This window comes from Actinomyces sp. HMSC065F12, assembly GCF_001814535.1.
Classification (GTDB): Bacteria; Actinomycetota; Actinomycetes; order Actinomycetales; family Actinomycetaceae; genus Pauljensenia; species Pauljensenia radingae_A.
The window spans coordinates 1-17706 of sequence record NZ_KV816938.1 but is presented as its reverse complement, the minus strand read 5'-3'; the positions used below and the strand labels follow the sequence as shown (position 1 = coordinate 17706).

The window sequence follows — 17706 nt, the reverse complement described above, 5'->3', positions numbered from 1 at the left end:
GCGCACTCTGGCTGCGCGAGGGCTACGCTCACCTCAGTCCCACGGCAACTGGCACACCTCCTAGTCGCGTGCCAGTTGCGCTGCGATATCGCTGCCAATCTGTTCTGTTGAACGCACCAGCTGCTCACCGCTTGCCTGCGCGTCAGCGCGACGCTGCATGTCGCGTTCGATGGCATCGTGGACTGCGCCTGCTTCCTCGCGATATCCCAAGTGTTCCAACAGCATTCCGACCGATGCGATCGCAGCTGTCGGGTCTGCCTTTCCTGTCCCGGCGATGTCGGGGCCAGATCCGTGGACCGGTTCGAACATGGAGGGGTGAGTACCCTCGGGATTGATATTGCCCGACGCTGCCAAGCCGATTCCACCGGTTACCGCGCCGGCAAGGTCGGTCAGGATATCTCCGAAGAGATTGTCGGTGACGATGACATCGAATCGGCCCGGGTCGTTCACCATGTAGATCGTGGCGGCATCGATGTGGGCATAGTCGACAGTGACGTTCGGGTAGTGTGCGCCGATTTCTTCCACCGTGCGCTGCCACAGTCCCCCGGCATTGACGAGGACGTTGTGCTTGTGCACCAGCGTCAGGTGGTGCGCTGGACGGACGGCCGCCTGTTCGAAGGCGTATTTCACTACGCGTTGCACGCCAAAGGCGGTGTTCACGGACACCTCGGTGGCAATTTCCTGGTCGGTGCCGGTACGTATGGCGCCACCATTTCCGCAGTACAGGCCTTCTGTCCCCTCGCGCACGACAGTGAAATCAACGGTGCCGGGATCGGCCAGGGGGGTTGCAACTCCTGGGTAGTACAGCGAGGGACGCAAGTTGACGTAGTGATCCAGGCTGAAGCGCAGCTTCAACAGTAAACCGCGTTCCAGCACGCCTGAGGGCACTGACGGGTCGCCCACTGCGCCCAAAACGATCGCATCGGAATCATCGATCCGGGCAAGGTCCTCGTCGGTGAGAATCTCACCAGTGGAGTGGTAGCGATGGGCACCCAGATCAAAGTCGGTGGTGTCAATGTGTGTACCTGAGCCAGCAAGTGCGGCCTCCAGTGCGCGCAGTGCTTCCGGCACAACTTCGCGCCCGATGCCATCTCCGGGAATTACAGCTAATTTCAACCGTGTCATGGCTTCATTGTGTCGCTTCCATCTGCGCTCACGGTTCCTCGTCCACCATGCGAATGAGCGGCCCACATGGCGGACACTGCGCGCCGTACATGGTGCTCATGAAGGCCTGCGCATAGACCGGGGGTGGCACCTGTTCGGCGCCACCCCCGGCTCACGGTCATCAACTGAAAGATCAGCGAGCTGCTGAGCCGTCCGTGTAGTCCTCGTCAACGGACGCCCATCCGAACTTGCGGCGCAGTTCCTGACCGGTCTTTTCAATCGGGTGGCTTTCTTCCTCGGCACGCAGTGCTTTGAACTCCTGGCCGCCCGCTTCCTGGTCAGCAATGAATCGGTGCGCGAAGGAGTCGTTTTGAATGTCCGCCAGCACCTCTTTCATCGCTTCTTTGACCTGCGGGCCGATCACACGCGGACCGGACACGTAGTCACCGTACTCAGCTGTGTCAGAGCACGACCAACGCTGCTTTGTGATGCCGCCCTCGTTAATGAGGTCAACGATCAGCTTCATCTCATGGCACACCTCGAAGTAGGCGATTTCAGGCTGGTAGCCAGCCTCAACGAGGGTCTCGAAGCCGGCCTGGATCAGGTGCGAGACGCCACCGCACAGCACGCTCTGCTCACCGAACAGGTCGGTTTCGGTTTCTTCGGTGAAGGTCGTCTTGATGACGCCGGCGCGGGTGGCACCCAGGCCCTTGGCGTAGGCCAGAGTCAGATCCCATGCGTTGCCCGACGCGTCGTTTTCCACGGCGACAACAGCTGGAACGCCCTTGCCGTCAACGAACTGGCGGCGAACAGTGTGGCCAGGGCCCTTGGGCGCAACCATACACACGTCATGGTTCTTGCCCGGGTCGATGTAGCCGAAGCGGATGTTGAAGCCGTGTGCGAAGAACAGTGCCGCATCTTCCTTCAGGTTCGGCTCGATCTGTTCTGCGTAGACGGTGCGCTGGACCTGGTCAGGGACCAGAATCATGACGACGTCCGCCTCCTTGACAGCTTCGGGAACGTCCTCTACTTTCAGGCCTGCCTTTTCGGCCTTGTCCCACGAGGATGAGCCAGGGCGAAGTCCCACCACCACGTCAACGCCGGAATCTTTCAGGTTCAGGGCGTGAGCATGTCCTTGAGAGCCGTATCCGATGATGGCGACCTTCCTGGACTGGATCAGCGACAAATCTGCTCCGTCGTCATAGATGATTTCAGCCATTGTTCTAAATCTCCTTGAGTTGATCTGTGATTGAGCGTTGACCGCGGCCAATGGCGACAGCGCCTGATTGAACGATTTCTGTGATGCCAAATGGCTCAAGTGCGCGCACGAGGGCGTCGAGCTTTTGACCAGATCCAATGGATTCGATCACCACCGATTCCGGCTGGACGTCAACAACGTGAGCACGGAACAAATCGACCACTTCGAGCACGGGGGTGCGGTGTGCACCATGCGTGCGCACCTTAATCAGCATGAGTCGGCGCTCCACGCTGGAATCTGGCTCAAGTTCAACGACTTTGATGACGTTGATCAGCTTGTTGAGCTGCTTGGTGATCTGTTCAAACGGCAGACCATCGGCTTCAACGATGATCGTCATGCGGGAAATCTTCGGGTGTTCGGTTTCCCCCACTGCCAGGGATTGAATGTTGAATGCGCGGCGGGCAAAAAGTGCTGCCACTCGGGTGAGGACGCCCGGCTTATTTTCCACCAGCACTGACAAGGTTCGCAAGTGTCCCATCGGTCAGTCCTCCGTTTCCCAGTTCGGGGCCATGTCCTTGGCGTACATGATGTCGTCGTTTGAAACTCCGGCTGCGACCATCGGCCACACCATCGAATCTCGCGACACCCTGAAGTCCAGTAAGACAGGTCGATCATTGATTGACATTGCCCAGTCGATCGCTTCGTCCACCTCGTCCTCAGTTCGCACGGTCCGTGCTTCGAGGCCGTAGGCTTTCGCCAGTGCCACGAAGTTCGGAACCTGGTCACCCTCGTCGGGGTTGAGGTCGGTATTCGAATAGCGTTTCGAATAGAACAGTGACTGCCACTGCCGCACCATGCCCAGCACCGAGTTGTTGATCAGGGCAATCTTGATCGGGATCCGGTTCACCACGCAGGTGGCGAGCTCCTGGTTGGTCATCTGGAATGATCCGTCGCCGTCAATTGCCCACACCACCGTGTCGGGTTGTCCGACCTGCGCTCCCATCGCGGCTGGAATGCAGTAGCCCATTGTTCCCAGTCCGCTGGAGGAAATGAAGTGGTGAGGCTTGTCGAGTGTGAGGAACTGCGCCGCCCACATCTGGTGTTGCCCCACGCCGGTAGTGAAGATGGCATCAGGTGCGTGAGCTGACAGGCGCGAGATCACGCCCTGCGGGGCAAGGCGCCCGTCTTCCGGTTCAGTCCACCCCATCGGGTACGTGTCGCGCAGCCTGTTGAGGTAGCGCCACCACCCGCCCAGGTCGGCAGGTTTGCCGGCGTCTTGCACAGCCTTGACGGCAGCCGTCAGGCGAGGCAGGGTCGCTGCTAGATCGCCCACGATGGGAATGTCTGCCACTCGGTTCTTGGAGATCTCCGCAGCATCGATGTCTACGTGGATCACACGTGCGCGACGCGCGAAGGAGTCGAGGTTTCCTGTCACGCGATCATCGAACCGTGCACCCAGAGAAACAACGAGGTCGGCACGCTGCAAGGCTCCCACCGCTGCGACCGTTCCGTGCATACCCGGCATTCCCAGGCAGTGCTGATCCGAGTCGGGGAATGCGCCGCGCGCAGTCAGTGTGGTCACCACTGGCGCGTTGGTCGCTTCCACCAGTTCTGCCAGCGCCTCGGAACTGCGCGAGCGGATCACGCCACCGCCGACGTACAGAACTGGAGCTTGAGCTGTCGCAATGGCAGCCGCTGCTGCGCGCACCTGCTTCTTGTGCGGCTTAGCGGCAGGCCTGTAGCCCGGCAGGTCGAATGCCGGTGGCCACGAAAATTTCATCTGTGCGTTTTGGGCAGATTTTGTCACGTCGACGAGGACGGGGCCTGGCCGTCCGGTCGATGCGATGTGGAATGCTTCAGCGATCAGCGAGGGGATTTCCTGCGCGTCCGTCACCAGGAATGAGTGCTTGGTGAGCGGCATGGATGCGCCCACGATGTCTGCTTCCTGGAATGCGTCAGTGCCGATCATGGAGGCACCGACCTGGCCTGTAATGACGACGATCGGAACAGAGTCCATATTGGCATCAGCCAGTGCAGTCAATGTGTTGGTTGCTGCCGGCCCGGACGTCACGATCGCAACGCCCACTTTTCCAGTCGCCAGGGCGTACCCCTCGGCAGCGTGTCCTGCTCCTTGTTCATGTCGAACCAGAATGTGACGCATGGATGAATCCATGAGCGGGTCGTAGGTCGGCAAGATCGCGCCACCTGGCATACCGAAAATGTCGGTCACGCCCAGTGCTTCCAGGCTCGCGACGATGGCCTGCGCCCCGGTCATTGTCTGTGTTGGAGTATCGCCCATGTTCATGGTGTCCTCTCAATGGTTTGTGTGGTGGTACAAAAAAATCCCCTTCGCTCCAAGCGTGGGGATTAGGCGTGCGTTCCACCTGACATTTACGCAGCAGGATACGCACGCCGACCTACGAGGAGGAGGACGTCCGTCACTGCGATAATGTTCTGCACGTCTCATACGTTACGGCTCCGTCGGGCCGCGAGTCCCGGAATCTCATATTGTGAGAACCCGGCGTCATTAGCCAGATTGCCTGCGCTTCACAGGCAGCCCTCCGCACCCTTTCTTCGCGCCTTTTCGGCACGCATCCGGCATCGATGCAGTATCAAACCTGCAGCACGCCCTCGTCATCCCCACACCACGCCAGCAGGCCCCATGCGAGCCGGGCCAGAAAGCCAGTCGCGTCACATTCGCCAAATGTGACGACAATTGGGACGATAGACTGTCGCACCCTGAGAAATACCTGAGATAATGCCAGAGCATGTAGACCTTTGGAACTTAATGGGAGTGTGCCTGTGGCCTCTGTATTCTCATTTTTGGCTGAACAGCCCGTGCTGTTCCTGTTCATCCTGATCGGCATCGGGATGGCGTTTGGCCGCGTCAAAGTTCGTGGAATCGGACTGGGTGCCGCCGCGGTGTTGTTCTTCGCGATCATCCTGGCTGCGTGGGCGGAAACATACGGTGTTGAGCTGCGCGTCACCCGTGAACTCGGCACGCTTGGCCTGGCCCTGTTCGCCTTTGCTATCGGTATTACTTCCGGCGCATCCTTCTTCCACAATCTGCGCAAGGCCATCGGACCAATCCTTATCATGGTCGTGCTGTACATCGTGGCCGCTTCGGTCGGCCTGCTGGTCGGACGCGGATTCGGCATGAGCACCGCGATGATCACGGGCACATTTGCCGGTGCTACGACGAACACGCCCGCTCTGGCTGCCGCCGGAGAAGCGTCCGGCGACCCAGGTGCTGCCACTGTTGGCTACTCCATTTCCTACATTTTTGGTGTCATCGGCATGCTCGGTGCTGCGGCTGCTGCCCTGTCATACGGCAAGCACGACAAAGATGCGCCCAGCCCGCTGGCTAACCGCACCATCCGCGTCGAGCGCGAAGACCATCCCTTCATTGGTGACATCTACGAAAAGCTCGGCAGCCGCGTGACGTTCTCGCGTCTGCGCCGCGGTGAGGCTGGCCCGATCACGCGCCCATCCATGTCGGACACACTCGATCCTGGTGACCTGCTGACAGTTGTTGGCCCGCGTGAACTTGTGGCGCGTGTTGCCACCGAGCTTGGACACTCCTCCTCGCACTCACTGTTGCAGGACCGCTCCTACCTGGACTTCCGCCGCATGACAGTGTCTGACCCGAAGGTCGCTGGGCGAACAGTGGGAGACCTTGATTTCGCCACTCGTTTTTCCGCCACGATTTCTCGTGTACGCCGCGGTGACGTGGATATGGTCGCAGAACCAGGACTGGTGCTCCAGCAAGGTGACCGCGTGCGTGTGGTTGCTCCGACCTCCAAGATGAAGAAGATTACCGAGTTCTTCGGTGACTCGGCACGCGGCCTGTCTGACGTGAACCCGGTCGCTCTGGGCATCGGCATGGCGCTGGGCATTTTGCTGGGCGAGCTGAAGTTCTTCACCCCCACCGGTGAGTATTTCTCGATCGGTTCCGCTGCCGGCACGCTGATCATAGGCCTGATCTTTGGCAAGATCGGCCGCGTCGGCCCGATCGTCACCGCGATCCCCTACACCGCATGCCAGGTGCTCTCGGAGTTCGGTTTGCTGGTCTTCCTCGCTCAGGCCGGAGCCGTCGCAGGCGGTCAGATCATCGAAGCGTTCACATCAGGCGCATGGTGGAAGATCTTCCTGCTCGGCGTCATTATCACGTTGATCATGGCGATCGGCATGTACTGTTCGATGCGCTGGATCTTCAAGATGGGCGGCACGCGCCTGGCCGGTGTACTTGCAGGTTCGCAGACCCAGCCTGCGGTATTGGCATTTGCGAATGGCCGCACGAACATGGATCCTCGTGTGGCGCTCGGCTACGCACTGGTCTACCCGGTCGCCATGATCGGCAAGATCATGGTGGCGCAGGTCTTCGGCGCCATGTAGCTGCTCGGTTTCACGCCTGCTCTACGCAGCTAATCAGCAATTGGCGGGTCGTCCTCGTTCCTCCTTTATGGACGAGGGCGACTTGCTTCTTGTGTGAGCTGGCTACTGATCCTTGTCGATGCCCCTGCGGACCTTGTCCGAATGGAGCGACTGACGTTTGCGCCGCTCATCAATCAGGTTCAATGCAGCAGCAATAAACAGGATCAGCATCCCGACCCCCAGAGCAGGCCCAGGAACTGCTCCGCGTGTCACAAGCGCATAAATCAACCCGCCGCCCAACAGCACAGTGGCAATAACATACAAAGCATCACTGGTCACCTTCACAGTCATTGTGAATCACCTACCCATTCTTGCAATAGTCATGTTTCATGCATTCCTGCGTAAAGCCGTTCTTCCACCCTTCATAGGCCACCACGCCAACCGGGCCGAGCGCAACTGCACCTGCGCAAATCCCCCAGCCAATAGAGCCTTTCCATTGGCTCCAGGTAATCTGCCCCGAAGCTGCTCGAGATACACCATCATCGCGAGCAACCGTATAGCCAAGAGTAAGTGCCGCAACAACAGCACCCACAACCGCAGGCACATTATTCCACACCTGCTAATAATGAGGGTATCAGAGTGCTGCCGGCTCAACAAGGTTCGGCGACAAGCTGCCGCGCACAGCAGCTGTCTGACGGAAAGGGCATGCGACGCGAACTATGGGGTTGAGTGAATGGTGCGCCAAGGCCAGCATGTCAGATGCAATCACGTCAGATGCAGTCAACGTCAGATGCAGTCAACGTCAGATGCAGTCAACCGGTCAAGGTAAGAGAGCTGAAAAACTGGCCGGCACGCTTCGGCAACAGCGACTTTTCCGCACTATTCCGCGGTTCTCACATGGTGAGATCGCGCGGTGACGGCGTTCTACCTTGACCGGTTGATCTTCGCAACGTCGGCTACCTTGACCGGTTGATTAATACCTTGAACAGTTGACCGTCACTGTGGCGAGGTGCTCAGCAGCGCACTGACAGACCTTGCCCCGTTGACTGTCACCTTGGTCGATCGACTCAGACCTTGACCCGTTGGCAGTACCCGCACGACGTTGATGCGCAGCGATCCCTGCCGCACCCTCTCGCGGGGTGCCGCACGCCGTGCCGGCGCTGCAGCGGTATACCACCGGCTACCGCCCGTCGGCTCCTTCAGGGAAAGGATCGACCTCATCGCCCAGGCTGTCACCCAGCTCATCAGCTTCACCCTCGTCGATTGCCCCAGCCAGGCCGAGCGAAGGCACAGACACTGGACGCTCCATCAGCCAGTTGCGGTCAGTGAGCATGCGCGCAACCGCCAGCCCCACGCCGATTGAAATAACCGTGAAGAACACGGAGAAAAGTGCGGCAGACGCGTCATTGATGTTCCCGTTGTTCAGGTAGGCCAGCGAACGGTACAACGGCACACCCGGGATCATGATGACAACGGCGGGCACCGACAGACTCACGCGTGAGTAACGATGGCTCGAACGCGCCACCAGCGACGCCAGCAGACCCGCGCACAGTGCCGCAATCCCCACAGCAGCCTGAACGGGCAGATGCAACTCATCCACCATCGCCAGACGACCCGTGTTGATCGTCGCACCGATCAGCGCAGCGTAGGCACTGACCTTGGGCGGCGTATTAAACAACATAGCGAACCCGTAAGACGCGATATACGAGGTCAGGAACCGCAGCAGGTACAGCACCCACGGCATCAGGTGATAGTCATACTGAGGGGTGACCGACCAGTGGAAAATCAACGACACGCTCCACACGGCCACACCCGCCGACACCATCAGCATCGTGACATAGACCAGACGCGGAATCCCCGCCTGGAAATCGTGACGCACCAGGTCAATGATGCCGGTGACCAACGGGAATCCTGGCACCAGGAAGAGCACTGCTGAAATGAAGCCGGCCTGGTGGGTTGGTTCGACGTTCATGAAGTGCTGCGCGGCTGCCACCAGTGAAATGTAGATCGTGGAGGCCAATGCACCGCACGCCATCCACACGCCGAAGTGATTCATGCGACGGTGAAGCATCTGGCGGCGCAGATACTGACCGAAGAAGGCCGCGATGGCAACAACGGAGCACTCCACCCAGCCGCCGTGATTGAGAAATGAGAACGCCGCGCATGCGATACCCGATGCCAACGCGTTCGGCAGCGTCGAATACAACGGCGGCACGTGCTCGATCTCATCAAGTGTGGAGTCGACTTCCTCGATGCTGATCGATCCGGGCCCGCCCAGGCCATTGACGAAACTCGCAAGCCGGTCGATGCGGTCAGCGTTGACACCCATCGCGCGCTGCTCGGCAAGCTCGGTGCGGAAGGTGCCCGACGCGTACGCCGTGGAGATAATCTCGGTGTATGTCACCTGCGCGTGGTGCTGCTCAATGCCGACTGCCTGCGCCAGACGAGCCATGCCGTGTTTGACGCGAAATGCACTCGCACCGCTGGACAACAGCATCTGTCCCAGACGCAACACGATACGCGACGCGTGAGCAAGGCGATCGTGAGCCACCATACGGTGCAGCGTCAGTGAGGTGCGTTCACGCTCGGTGTGAGCGTACCGGTTGTGGTCTGTGCCCGTGACTGCATCCTCACGCGCCGCAGCAGTGCGTTCAGGAGCGCCTCGCCCGGCATCGCCCCGCCTGGTATCGCCGCCACCAGGCTCATTGTGGCCTGGCCTGCCGTGACGGGAACCGTCGCGACCGGGTTCGTCGTGCCTGGGATCGTCGTGCGCGGCTGTGCTCGACGAGGGCAACTCGTTGGACGCAGGTGCCGAAAAGTTCGACGCCGAGCTCGCAGTCGAATCATCTGAGGCAGAGTTTTTCACAGTAATAAATGGTGCCACCATCGACACCTCCTTGCCTAGGACAGGTGACCCGCTTCCCATCTCACACGGTGAATATCACAACGCACAGGTCTTCATCTCGCATTAACGTGTGACTAGTGTGGGCTGCATATATAGTGACCGCCCGCCCACACACCGATTAAACAGTCGCGATGCGTCCGCAGTGACACACAGCGCACTGACCGCATCTGGGATAGGAGCTTTTGTGAAACGTTCACGAGTCATCGCCGCGTTGGCCACCCTCGTCATGGGAATGACTGCGTGTGCGGGCCCGGATGCTTTCAACTCGAGCCAGTCCGGTCAAAGCGCCGGCGGCCAGGCGAACGCAGCGGCCACCATCGACATTGGCTCCCTGTACGAGCCGACGAACCTATCAAACTCAGGTAGCGGTGGGCAGGGCGCGACCGAAGCGCTGACAGGCAACGTGTATGAAACACTGTTCCGCCTGACTGATTCGGGTGACGTGGAACCATGGCTGGCCACTGAAGACGTCGTCTCCGAAGATGGACTGACCCATACGCTCACCATTCGTGAGGGCGTGACGTTCTCCTCGGGAAAGGAGATGACCGTCAACGACGTTGTCGCCTCCATCAAGCACCTACTGTCTGACGAATCGCAGTCCGCGCGCAAGAAGGAAGTATCCGTTATCTCTGACGTGCAGGCACCTGACAGCACGACCGTCGTCCTGACGCTGTCAGAGCCTTCCGTTTCACTGGACTATGACCTGTCCGGCATGTGGGTTGTTCCCGAAGGGCTCGACACCACGACGCAAACTGACGGCACCGGACCCTACACGGTGGAGGGATGGACGAAAGGTTCGACCCTCACGCTGAAGGTTCGCGAGGACTACTGGGGTGACAAGCCTGCCAATGCCGGTGCCATCTTCCACTACTTCACCGATGCGACGTCCATGACGAACGCTCTGCAGGCCGGTGACATCGACATTGTGACGAATGTGCAGTCACCGGATGCGATCCCCACTTTCGATTCGAACGCGAACTTCACCGTCTCTGACGGCATGTCCACGACGAAGGAACTGCTCGCTTTCAATGACCGAGTCAAGCCGTTCGATGATGCGCGCGTGCGCAAAGCTGTCTACTCAGCCATTGACCGCGACAAGCTCCTGGAGTCCGTGTGGGCGGACAAGGGACAGGTCATCGGCTCGATGGTGCCGCCTTCGGACCCGTGGTATGAGGACCTGACTGGCCTGAACCCTTACGATCCGGAGTTGTCGCGCTCACTGCTGGCCGAAGCTGGACTGGCTGGCGGCTTCTCCTTCACGCTGGACACTCCGACCTACGATCCGCATCCACTGGTCGCTGAGTTCGTCAAGAGCGAGCTGGCCAAGATCGGTGTAACCGTGACGATCAATCCGATCACCGCTGACGAATGGTATTCCAAGGTCTTCACAAACAAGGATTACGAAGCCACGTTGCAGGAGCACGTCAACACTCGCGACGTCGTGTGGTACGCCAACCCGGATTTCTACTGGGGCTACGACAATCCTGAAGTGTCCGACCTTGTCGAGCGTTCTCAGCACGCGCATTCCACCGATGAACAAGCCGACCTGCTGCGCCAGGCCAACAGGATCATTGCCGAGGAAGCCGCAAGCGCCTGGCTCTACCTGTACCCTCAAGTTGTGATCGCACGGTCTCATCTGAGCGGATACGGGGTCAACGGGCTGAACTCACAGTTCTTCGTGGCGGGGATTAGCGAGTCCGAGTGATCCGGTACCTGGTTCGTCGCAGCGCATTGCTGGTTGCCACTGGGGTGGCGGGCCTCATTGCAATATTTGTGCTGCTCAGGCTCCTGCCCGGCGACCCAGCCAATGCGCTTTTGACATCGACCGCAACGCCGGAACAGATTGAGGCGGCGCGCCGTCAGGTCGGATCTGACCAGCCGGTTGTGACCCAGTTCGTCCGCTGGATTTCTGACCTGGCGCATGGCGACCTGGGCACGTCGTTCACATCAGGAACGTCGGTGGGCGCTGAGATTGCCTCACGCCTGTCGGTGACCATTCCTCTGACTCTGATCGCCTTCACATTCGCCCTGATCATTGCCATTCCTCTGGGATACGTGGCGGCTCGATGGCGCAACGGGCCTGCCGGCCTGATCGTGTCGATCTTTTCGCAGATCGGCATCGCTGTTCCAGTTTTCTGGATCGCCATGATGGCGGTGATCGTCTTTGCCGTCAGGTTGCGTCTGGTGCCCGCGAGCGGTTTCCCACCCCAGGGATGGGGTACCCCGTTCCTCGCGTGGACGGCACTCGTCCTGCCGGTCAGCACCATCGCTTTCGTCTCCAGCGCGTCGATGACGCGCTACACCCGCTCAGCCGCCCTCGATGTCATTGACTCAGGCTACGTGGCGTGCGCGCGGGCGCTGGGCCAGTCGCGCACGCGCGCAATGATCCGTCACGGTTTGCGCAACGCATCGATCCCGGTGATCTCGGTAGCCAGCATCGAGCTTGCGACCACCTTCATCGGTGCAGTCGTTGTTGAGCAGGTTTTCGCTCTGCCCGGCCTGGGCTCCATGCTGACCCGAGCGATCGCTCAGCATGATTTCCCCTCTATTCAAGGGGTCCTGCTTGTCTCCACCGCCCTCGTGCTGGTCATCGGGTTCCTTGCTGACGTGCTTCAACGTATCGTTGATCCGCGTCTGCGCACTTCCCTGACAGGAGGTCGCGCGTAAATGACTCCCGCACCCTCCCCTTCGCCATCCGCTCCGCGCCGCCGGGCCAGTCGAACCGGCAGAGCCGGCCTGATCATCGGCGTCGTTCTTCTCTCCGCGGTCGCCCTGGCCGCCCTCGTCTCACTGTTCTGGCTGCCCTACCCTGTCGATGACACGTCGGGCGGCCGACTGGAAGGCGCATCGTGGCAGCACTGGCTCGGCACCGATCGCCTGGGCCATGACATCGCTACACGCGTACTGATCGGTGCGCGTATCGCGCTGACGGTCGGCGCCGGCGCAGCGCTCATCGCATCCATCATCGGCATCAGCTTCGGACTCCTTGCAGCACTTTCGCGCGGCTGGTTCGACGATGTGGCCTCCTCGATCCTGGACGTCCTCATCGCCTTTCCGACACTGCTGCTCGCCATGCTGATGGTCGCAGTTGGAGGCGCATCACTGCTGACCGTCACGGTGGCGATTGGCCTGTCGGCATCTGCCGTGATAGCGCGGCTGACGCGCATCCTCACATCACGTGTGCTGCGCGAGCAGTACGTGGTTGCCGCACGCACGTCCGGAGTGGGGACCCTTGGCATTGTCTGGCGCCATGTTCTACCCAATATCTGGCCCTTCCTGATCGTCAACGTGGCTGTGCTGTTCGGTTCAGCGGTTCTGGCTGAAGCAGGATTGTCCTACCTGGGGCTGGGCACTCCCCCGCCGAACGCGTCGTGGGGGCGTCTGCTGCTGGGTGCTCAGGCCACGTTCACCACACAGCCTCTGGGCGCAATCGCACCAGGCGTCGCCATCGTCGTCCTCGTGATCGGCGCAAATCTACTGTCGGACGGCCTGCGCGCCGCGGTCGATCCTACCCAGCAGGAGGCCTCATGACCGCGCCACTGCTCCAGGCCAACGATCTGACCGTGCGCATCGGCGGCAGCACGATTCTGGACTCGCTCAATCTGACCATGAATCGCGGCGAGCACGTGGGCATGATCGGTGCGTCCGGGTCGGGTAAATCAATGTTCGCCAAGACTGTGATGGGGCTTCTGCCTTCGCCAGCTCAGGTGAGCGGATCTTTACGGGTGAGCGACCTCAATGTGACCGGTGCATCCGAAAAAGACCTGCGCAGCTTCCGTGGAGCCACGGCGGCAATGGTTTTCCAGGATCCCCTGTCTGCCCTCGATCCGCTCATGCGTATCGGTAAGCAATTGGAGTGGCCGCTGGCCCACCATCAGCATGTACGAGGGCGACGCGCCATGCGCGCTGCAATCAATGAAGCGCTGAGCGGAGTGCAGCTACCTGATCCTGAACGCGTTGCCCACGCATTTGCGCATGAACTGTCCGGAGGCCAGCGCCAACGCGTGGCGATTGCGCTGGCTCTTGCCTGTCAGCCAGACCTCCTGATCGCAGATGAGCCCACCACGGCGCTGGACGTGACAGTGCAGGCGCATATTCTGGATGTCCTCACCCAGGCCACGCGCCAGCACGACACTGCGTTACTGTTCATCTCTCATGACCTTCCGGTGGTCGCACAGATGGCTGATCGCATCGTCGTCATCGAGGAGGGGCGGATCAGCGACGACGTGTCAACCTCGAACCTCGTGGCCGCAGACGCAACGGATCTGAGCGATGGCACACGCCGCATTGTGGAGGCGGCGCGCCACCTCGACACGATGATGGACACTATCAAGTCCCGCGACGATCGGAGGGACAACGATGAGTGATTCTGCTTTGATTTTTGACGACGTCACCTTCCACTACCCGTCAACAGATGCCGGCATTGACCACTTCAGCGTGCACCTCGAGCCGGGTGTACGCGTCGCCCTCGTCGGTGAATCCGGAAGCGGGAAAACCACAGCTGCGCGGCTGGGCCTGGGATTGTTGCCCGCGCAGTCGGGGTCTGTCACCTTTGCCGGGATGCCGGTGCGCTCGCGTTCGCGCAGTATCATGCGCAATTTCCGTTCACACGTTCAGGCGGTGTTCCAGGATCCGTATTCTTCACTCAACCCGCGTATGCGTGTCGGGGCGATCGTTGCCGAGCCGCTGCACGCGCTGAAGGTGGCGTCGGGCGCACGGGCGCGGGAGATGGTGCACGAGGCATTGCGGCTGGTCGGTGTCGATCCGCAGCGCGCTGACGAGTATCCTCGAACTTTTTCAGGTGGGCAGCGTCAACGCATCGCCATTGCCCGGGCCCTGGTGTCTGAGCCGAGCGTCATCATCGCTGATGAACCTGTTTCGGCACTGGATATGGCGACGCGCGCCTCCGTCATGGAGATGATCGATTCGATCACCCGTGAGCGCGGCATGTCGCTTCTGCTGGTTTCTCACGATCTGGCGACCGTGGCCTCAGCGTGCGACACTATCGTCGTGCTCAAGGATGGGCACGTCGAAGATCGCGGCCCGACTCGTCGTGTATTGTCAGCTCCCGAGGGTGACTATGCGCGCGCACTGATTGCTGCAATTCCTCGACTGCCAAGCGGCACCGACTGACTCACCGGAAATACCGTCCGGCTCGAAGGACACGCCGGCTGAATAGTAGGTAGCACCGTCAAGGGCCGACACTCCTCTCATTGAGGTGGAGGCATCGCCTAGGTGGATGTGATAGCCACCAGCAAGGAGGTACGGCCATGCTAGTAGCGTGTTGTATTGCATGCTCGGTCCTGCTGGGAGCGTGTTTGCAACGCATTTCCGGCATGGGGCTGGGGCCTGGTTGCTGGCCCGGTGTTGTCGCTTCTGATGGGCGGTGTGGACGGCATCGTCATGATGAATATTCTGGCTGTCATCAATGCGAGCATCATCGCGCTGACCGTGTGGCGCGACATCGACTGGAAACGGTGGGTGCTGCTCGGGCCAATCATGGTGGTCGGCTCAATTCCTGGGGCTTTGCTGGTGCGTAGTGTTTCACCTGCCTGGGTGCAGGTTATTGTTGGCGCACTCATCACCGTGTCACTGATCGCAACTGTGGTTCGAGGGGCGAAGCTACGCCCGGTTGATTTCGCTGACAACCAAGGGGTTGAGTGGTTCTGTGCAGCTTCATACCTCGTGGTGGCTCATCGCAGTAGCTGTTGGCGCGATGCTCGTGGGGATCGCTGCGGGAGTGCTTATTGCTCCTCGAGTCAGCAAGTCTCATTCCCGTGCGCTGGCACTGGTCCTAGCAGTTGTGGGCGCTACAACTGTCCTGATCAAAGGTATTATCTCGGTTTCAACCTGCGCATAGTCAGTTCTTTCACGAACATGACAACTGGGCGCTCACTGCCGCGCAGCGCCGGGGCGTAGTGCAGCCTCGTAAGTGGGTGTCAGTGCGGCGCCGCGGTCGATCTTGTGACGCTCGACAGCAAGGCCGTCGACCTCCCGGCAGATGTTCACGCGCCTGTAACGTGCGCGTTAGCTTTCATGGCCCTTCCTGCCATTTTCACCGCTTAGTGTGAGGACTGTATTTGTTTTGCTTTCATAGTGCTTAGGAGTCCGAAAATGACTACACAGCGCGCCCGGATTGTCGGGCTGACTGCGCTTTGTTCAATTGCAGCATTGTCCGTGGTGTCAACTCAGCAACTGGCTTTTGCTGACGCCACCGAGGAAGGTCCTTTCTATTCCTCGAAGCAGCCGTACATCGCACCCAGCGAAAGTGACATCGCAGGATATTCACAGCCTCCAGCAGGTTTCGACATTGAACATACTCAGCTCGTCGCTCGCCATGGTTCGCGAGGATTGTCCTCCTATAAGTACGATGCTCTGTTAATGCTGATGGCTCAGACGGCTCAGAAAGAAAACGGTTTCGTGTCACCGGAGGTGGGCGAGACCTTCATGAAGAACCTCGAGTCGATCACAGCGGCCAACGTGGCCAACGGCTACGGAATGCTCACCGGTCAGGGCGCTACGCAGCACCGCGGAATTGGTGAACGCACCTACAAACGCAACTCTGCTCTCTTCGAGCGCGCCATTGCCGAGGGTGACGCGATCCGCTTTGAGTCCTCAGGTGAGGCTCGCGCCACCGAATCCGGCGAAAGCTTCCTCACAGGGTTTGAAGCCGCCTCGCACGACAGTGTGACGCCGATCGTGGAATCCCTCGAAGCGCATCCTGAAACACTTTACTTCCACAAGCTGGAGAACCCTGATGGCTCAGTGAAGCAGGAGGGGACGCCGGCTTACGAAGTAGCCTCTCGTTACGAAGCATTCATTGGGGAGCAGACCAGTGACGGTGGAGTGATCGCCGGAGCGATGGACTACATCGAGTCGCTGCCTCAGTCGCAGGAATCAGCACGCCGGGTTCTCTCGCAGATCTTCACGCCCGAGTTTATTGACTCGATCGGAGATGATGCGCATACATGGTTCAACACTGCTGATGGCTCGAAGGATGGCGACAAGAACTGCGCACCGAACGCTGATGAAAGCACTGACGCTGATGCGTGCGGCTCCGCCAGGAAGAAGATCACCAGCGCTGTTGATGCGGCGATGGATCTGTACAACCTGTACATCATCGGTGCTGATATGCAGGAGGAAAACACCGGGGAGCACGCATTCGATTTCGAGCAGTATTTCGCAAACTACCAGGACGACGCCAAGTGGTTCTCCTATCTGCTCGACGCTGAGGACTTTTACGAAAAAGGTCCGGGCGTGACGGGAACTGACGGGTCATACGCGCCTGCGCAACCGTTGCTCGATGACTTCTTCGCCCAGATCGATGAGCGCACCGCAGGTGGATCCCACGTTGCAACGTTCCGCTTTGCTCACGCAGAAACGATTGCTCCTTTCTCCGCCCTGCTTCGTTTGCCTGGTTCAACCCAGCAGGCACCTGCTGTCTCACAGCCTGTCAGCATCGACGACGTCTTTAACTACGCCACCAACGAATGGCGCGGATCCACCGTCATGCCGATGGCGGCAAACGTCCAGTGGGACACGGCCTGTCAGGCCGGCACCGATCCTGCAACGGGTAGGTCGTGGACCCCGATTGTCCGCATGCTTGTCAACGAGGTGGAAACACCGTTTAATTCCTCGTGTACTGCGGTTGCCGAAGGATCATCCTGGTACAAGGTCTCCGAGCTGCGCCATTGTCTTCTTGGACAAGCTCAAACGGAATCTCCACTGCTGACGAAGTCCTCGCCTGTTGGACCATCTGGCAAGCCAGAGGTTGATCCAGCTCAGACTACTGGTGATGAGGAGGGACAGGGGCAAGGTGTGGTCTTGGAGCGTCCCTCGCGCCTGGCTGCGACTGGTTCGGACTCTGGTCTTGTGATTGCGGGCCTGGCGGCAATCTTAATGGGAACAGTTTTGGTGACGCGCCGCAGGTAGGCTCTCACCTGGCCATTGAAGAAGCCTCCCGTCTATGGGAGCCTCCCCCCGTGCGCGGGGGGGAGACTTCTTCGGTGCTGAAAGCCAATGCGAGGGACGCACCCAGCTCGCCGGTCGGCCCCGCTGGCGTGCGTTTGGGTAGTGTGTGCGCGTAAAAAGGGGGGGTGGGGTACGTGCCTGTCTCCAGGCCTGT

The 17706-nt window shown here is 60.0% G+C and carries 14 protein-coding genes; 8 read left to right on the top strand and 6 right to left on the bottom strand.

Going from position 1 to position 17706, the window contains the following annotated elements:
* Nucleotides 1-60 precede the first annotated feature (60 nt).
* The 4 genes from HMPREF2975_RS00320 to HMPREF2975_RS00305 all read right to left on the bottom strand — a co-directional run bounded on the left by HMPREF2975_RS00320 (nucleotide 61) and on the right by HMPREF2975_RS00305 (nucleotide 4601).
* Entirely contained in the window at nucleotides 61-1125 is a 1065-nt protein-coding gene (locus HMPREF2975_RS00320) for a 3-isopropylmalate dehydrogenase (protein WP_058236257.1), read from the bottom strand.
* A 172-nt stretch (nucleotides 1126-1297) separates the two neighbouring features.
* Nucleotides 1298-2323 carry a ketol-acid reductoisomerase gene (gene ilvC / locus HMPREF2975_RS00315; protein ID WP_058236256.1) on the bottom strand — a complete coding sequence of 342 codons (1026 nt, stop codon included), beginning with the start codon at nucleotides 2321-2323 and terminating at the stop codon, nucleotides 1298-1300.
* A gap of 4 nt (nucleotides 2324-2327) precedes the next feature.
* The gene (ilvN, locus tag HMPREF2975_RS00310) at nucleotides 2328-2840 is read right to left on the bottom strand and encodes an acetolactate synthase small subunit (RefSeq protein ID WP_058236255.1); all 513 of its coding nucleotides are present in this window, start codon (nucleotides 2838-2840) and stop codon (nucleotides 2328-2330) included.
* 3 nt (nucleotides 2841-2843) lie between these two features.
* Nucleotides 2844-4601, bottom strand: a complete 1758-nt coding sequence (locus tag HMPREF2975_RS00305; RefSeq protein ID WP_070725117.1) for an acetolactate synthase large subunit — start codon at nucleotides 4599-4601, stop codon at nucleotides 2844-2846.
* A 503-nt stretch (nucleotides 4602-5104) separates the two neighbouring features.
* On the opposite strand from HMPREF2975_RS00305, the gene HMPREF2975_RS00300 reads away from it, so the two are divergent.
* Nucleotides 5105-6697 carry an aspartate:alanine exchanger family transporter gene (locus tag HMPREF2975_RS00300; RefSeq protein ID WP_058236826.1) on the top strand — a complete coding sequence of 531 codons (1593 nt, stop codon included), beginning with the start codon at nucleotides 5105-5107 and terminating at the stop codon, nucleotides 6695-6697.
* Between the two features lie 102 nt (nucleotides 6698-6799).
* Here HMPREF2975_RS00300 and HMPREF2975_RS00295 read toward each other — a convergent pair whose 3' ends face one another.
* Together HMPREF2975_RS00295 and HMPREF2975_RS00290 are read right to left on the bottom strand one after the other, a co-directional pair.
* Complete coding sequence (locus tag HMPREF2975_RS00295; RefSeq protein WP_058236254.1) at nucleotides 6800-7027, bottom strand: hypothetical protein; 228 nt, start codon at nucleotides 7025-7027, stop codon at nucleotides 6800-6802.
* Between the two features lie 829 nt (nucleotides 7028-7856).
* Nucleotides 7857-9230: a threonine/serine exporter family protein gene (locus tag HMPREF2975_RS00290; protein ID WP_083314317.1), complete on the bottom strand. Its 1374-nt coding sequence runs from the start codon at nucleotides 9228-9230 to the stop codon at nucleotides 7857-7859.
* Between the two features lie 535 nt (nucleotides 9231-9765).
* Here HMPREF2975_RS00290 and HMPREF2975_RS00285 point away from each other — a divergent pair.
* From HMPREF2975_RS00285 to HMPREF2975_RS00255, 7 genes are all read left to right on the top strand, one after another.
* Nucleotides 9766-11286 (top strand): ABC transporter substrate-binding protein, encoded by a 1521-nt coding sequence (locus HMPREF2975_RS00285; protein ID WP_227469047.1) that lies wholly within the window; start codon nucleotides 9766-9768, stop codon nucleotides 11284-11286.
* Nucleotides 11283-12248, top strand: coding sequence for an ABC transporter permease (locus HMPREF2975_RS00280; RefSeq protein ID WP_070725022.1), 966 nt, complete (start codon nucleotides 11283-11285; stop codon nucleotides 12246-12248). Before HMPREF2975_RS00285 ends, HMPREF2975_RS00280 begins: the two co-directional genes overlap by 4 nt.
* Nucleotides 12249-13112 carry an ABC transporter permease gene (locus tag HMPREF2975_RS00275; protein ID WP_070725020.1) on the top strand — a complete coding sequence of 288 codons (864 nt, stop codon included), beginning with the start codon at nucleotides 12249-12251 and terminating at the stop codon, nucleotides 13110-13112.
* Complete coding sequence (locus tag HMPREF2975_RS00270; protein WP_070725018.1) at nucleotides 13109-13948, top strand: ABC transporter ATP-binding protein; 840 nt, start codon at nucleotides 13109-13111, stop codon at nucleotides 13946-13948. Before HMPREF2975_RS00275 ends, HMPREF2975_RS00270 begins: the two co-directional genes overlap by 4 nt.
* Nucleotides 13941-14714 (top strand): ABC transporter ATP-binding protein, encoded by a 774-nt coding sequence (locus tag HMPREF2975_RS00265; protein ID WP_070725016.1) that lies wholly within the window; start codon nucleotides 13941-13943, stop codon nucleotides 14712-14714. The genes HMPREF2975_RS00270 and HMPREF2975_RS00265 overlap by 8 nt, the downstream gene beginning before the upstream one ends.
* A gap of 246 nt (nucleotides 14715-14960) precedes the next feature.
* Entirely contained in the window at nucleotides 14961-15500 is a 540-nt protein-coding gene (locus tag HMPREF2975_RS13035; RefSeq protein ID WP_070725012.1) for a sulfite exporter TauE/SafE family protein, read from the top strand.
* A gap of 195 nt (nucleotides 15501-15695) precedes the next feature.
* On the top strand, nucleotides 15696-17513 hold the full coding sequence (locus HMPREF2975_RS00255) for a histidine-type phosphatase (RefSeq protein WP_070725009.1): 1818 nt from the start codon (nucleotides 15696-15698) through the stop codon (nucleotides 17511-17513).
* Nucleotides 17514-17706: the final 193 nt, after the last annotated feature.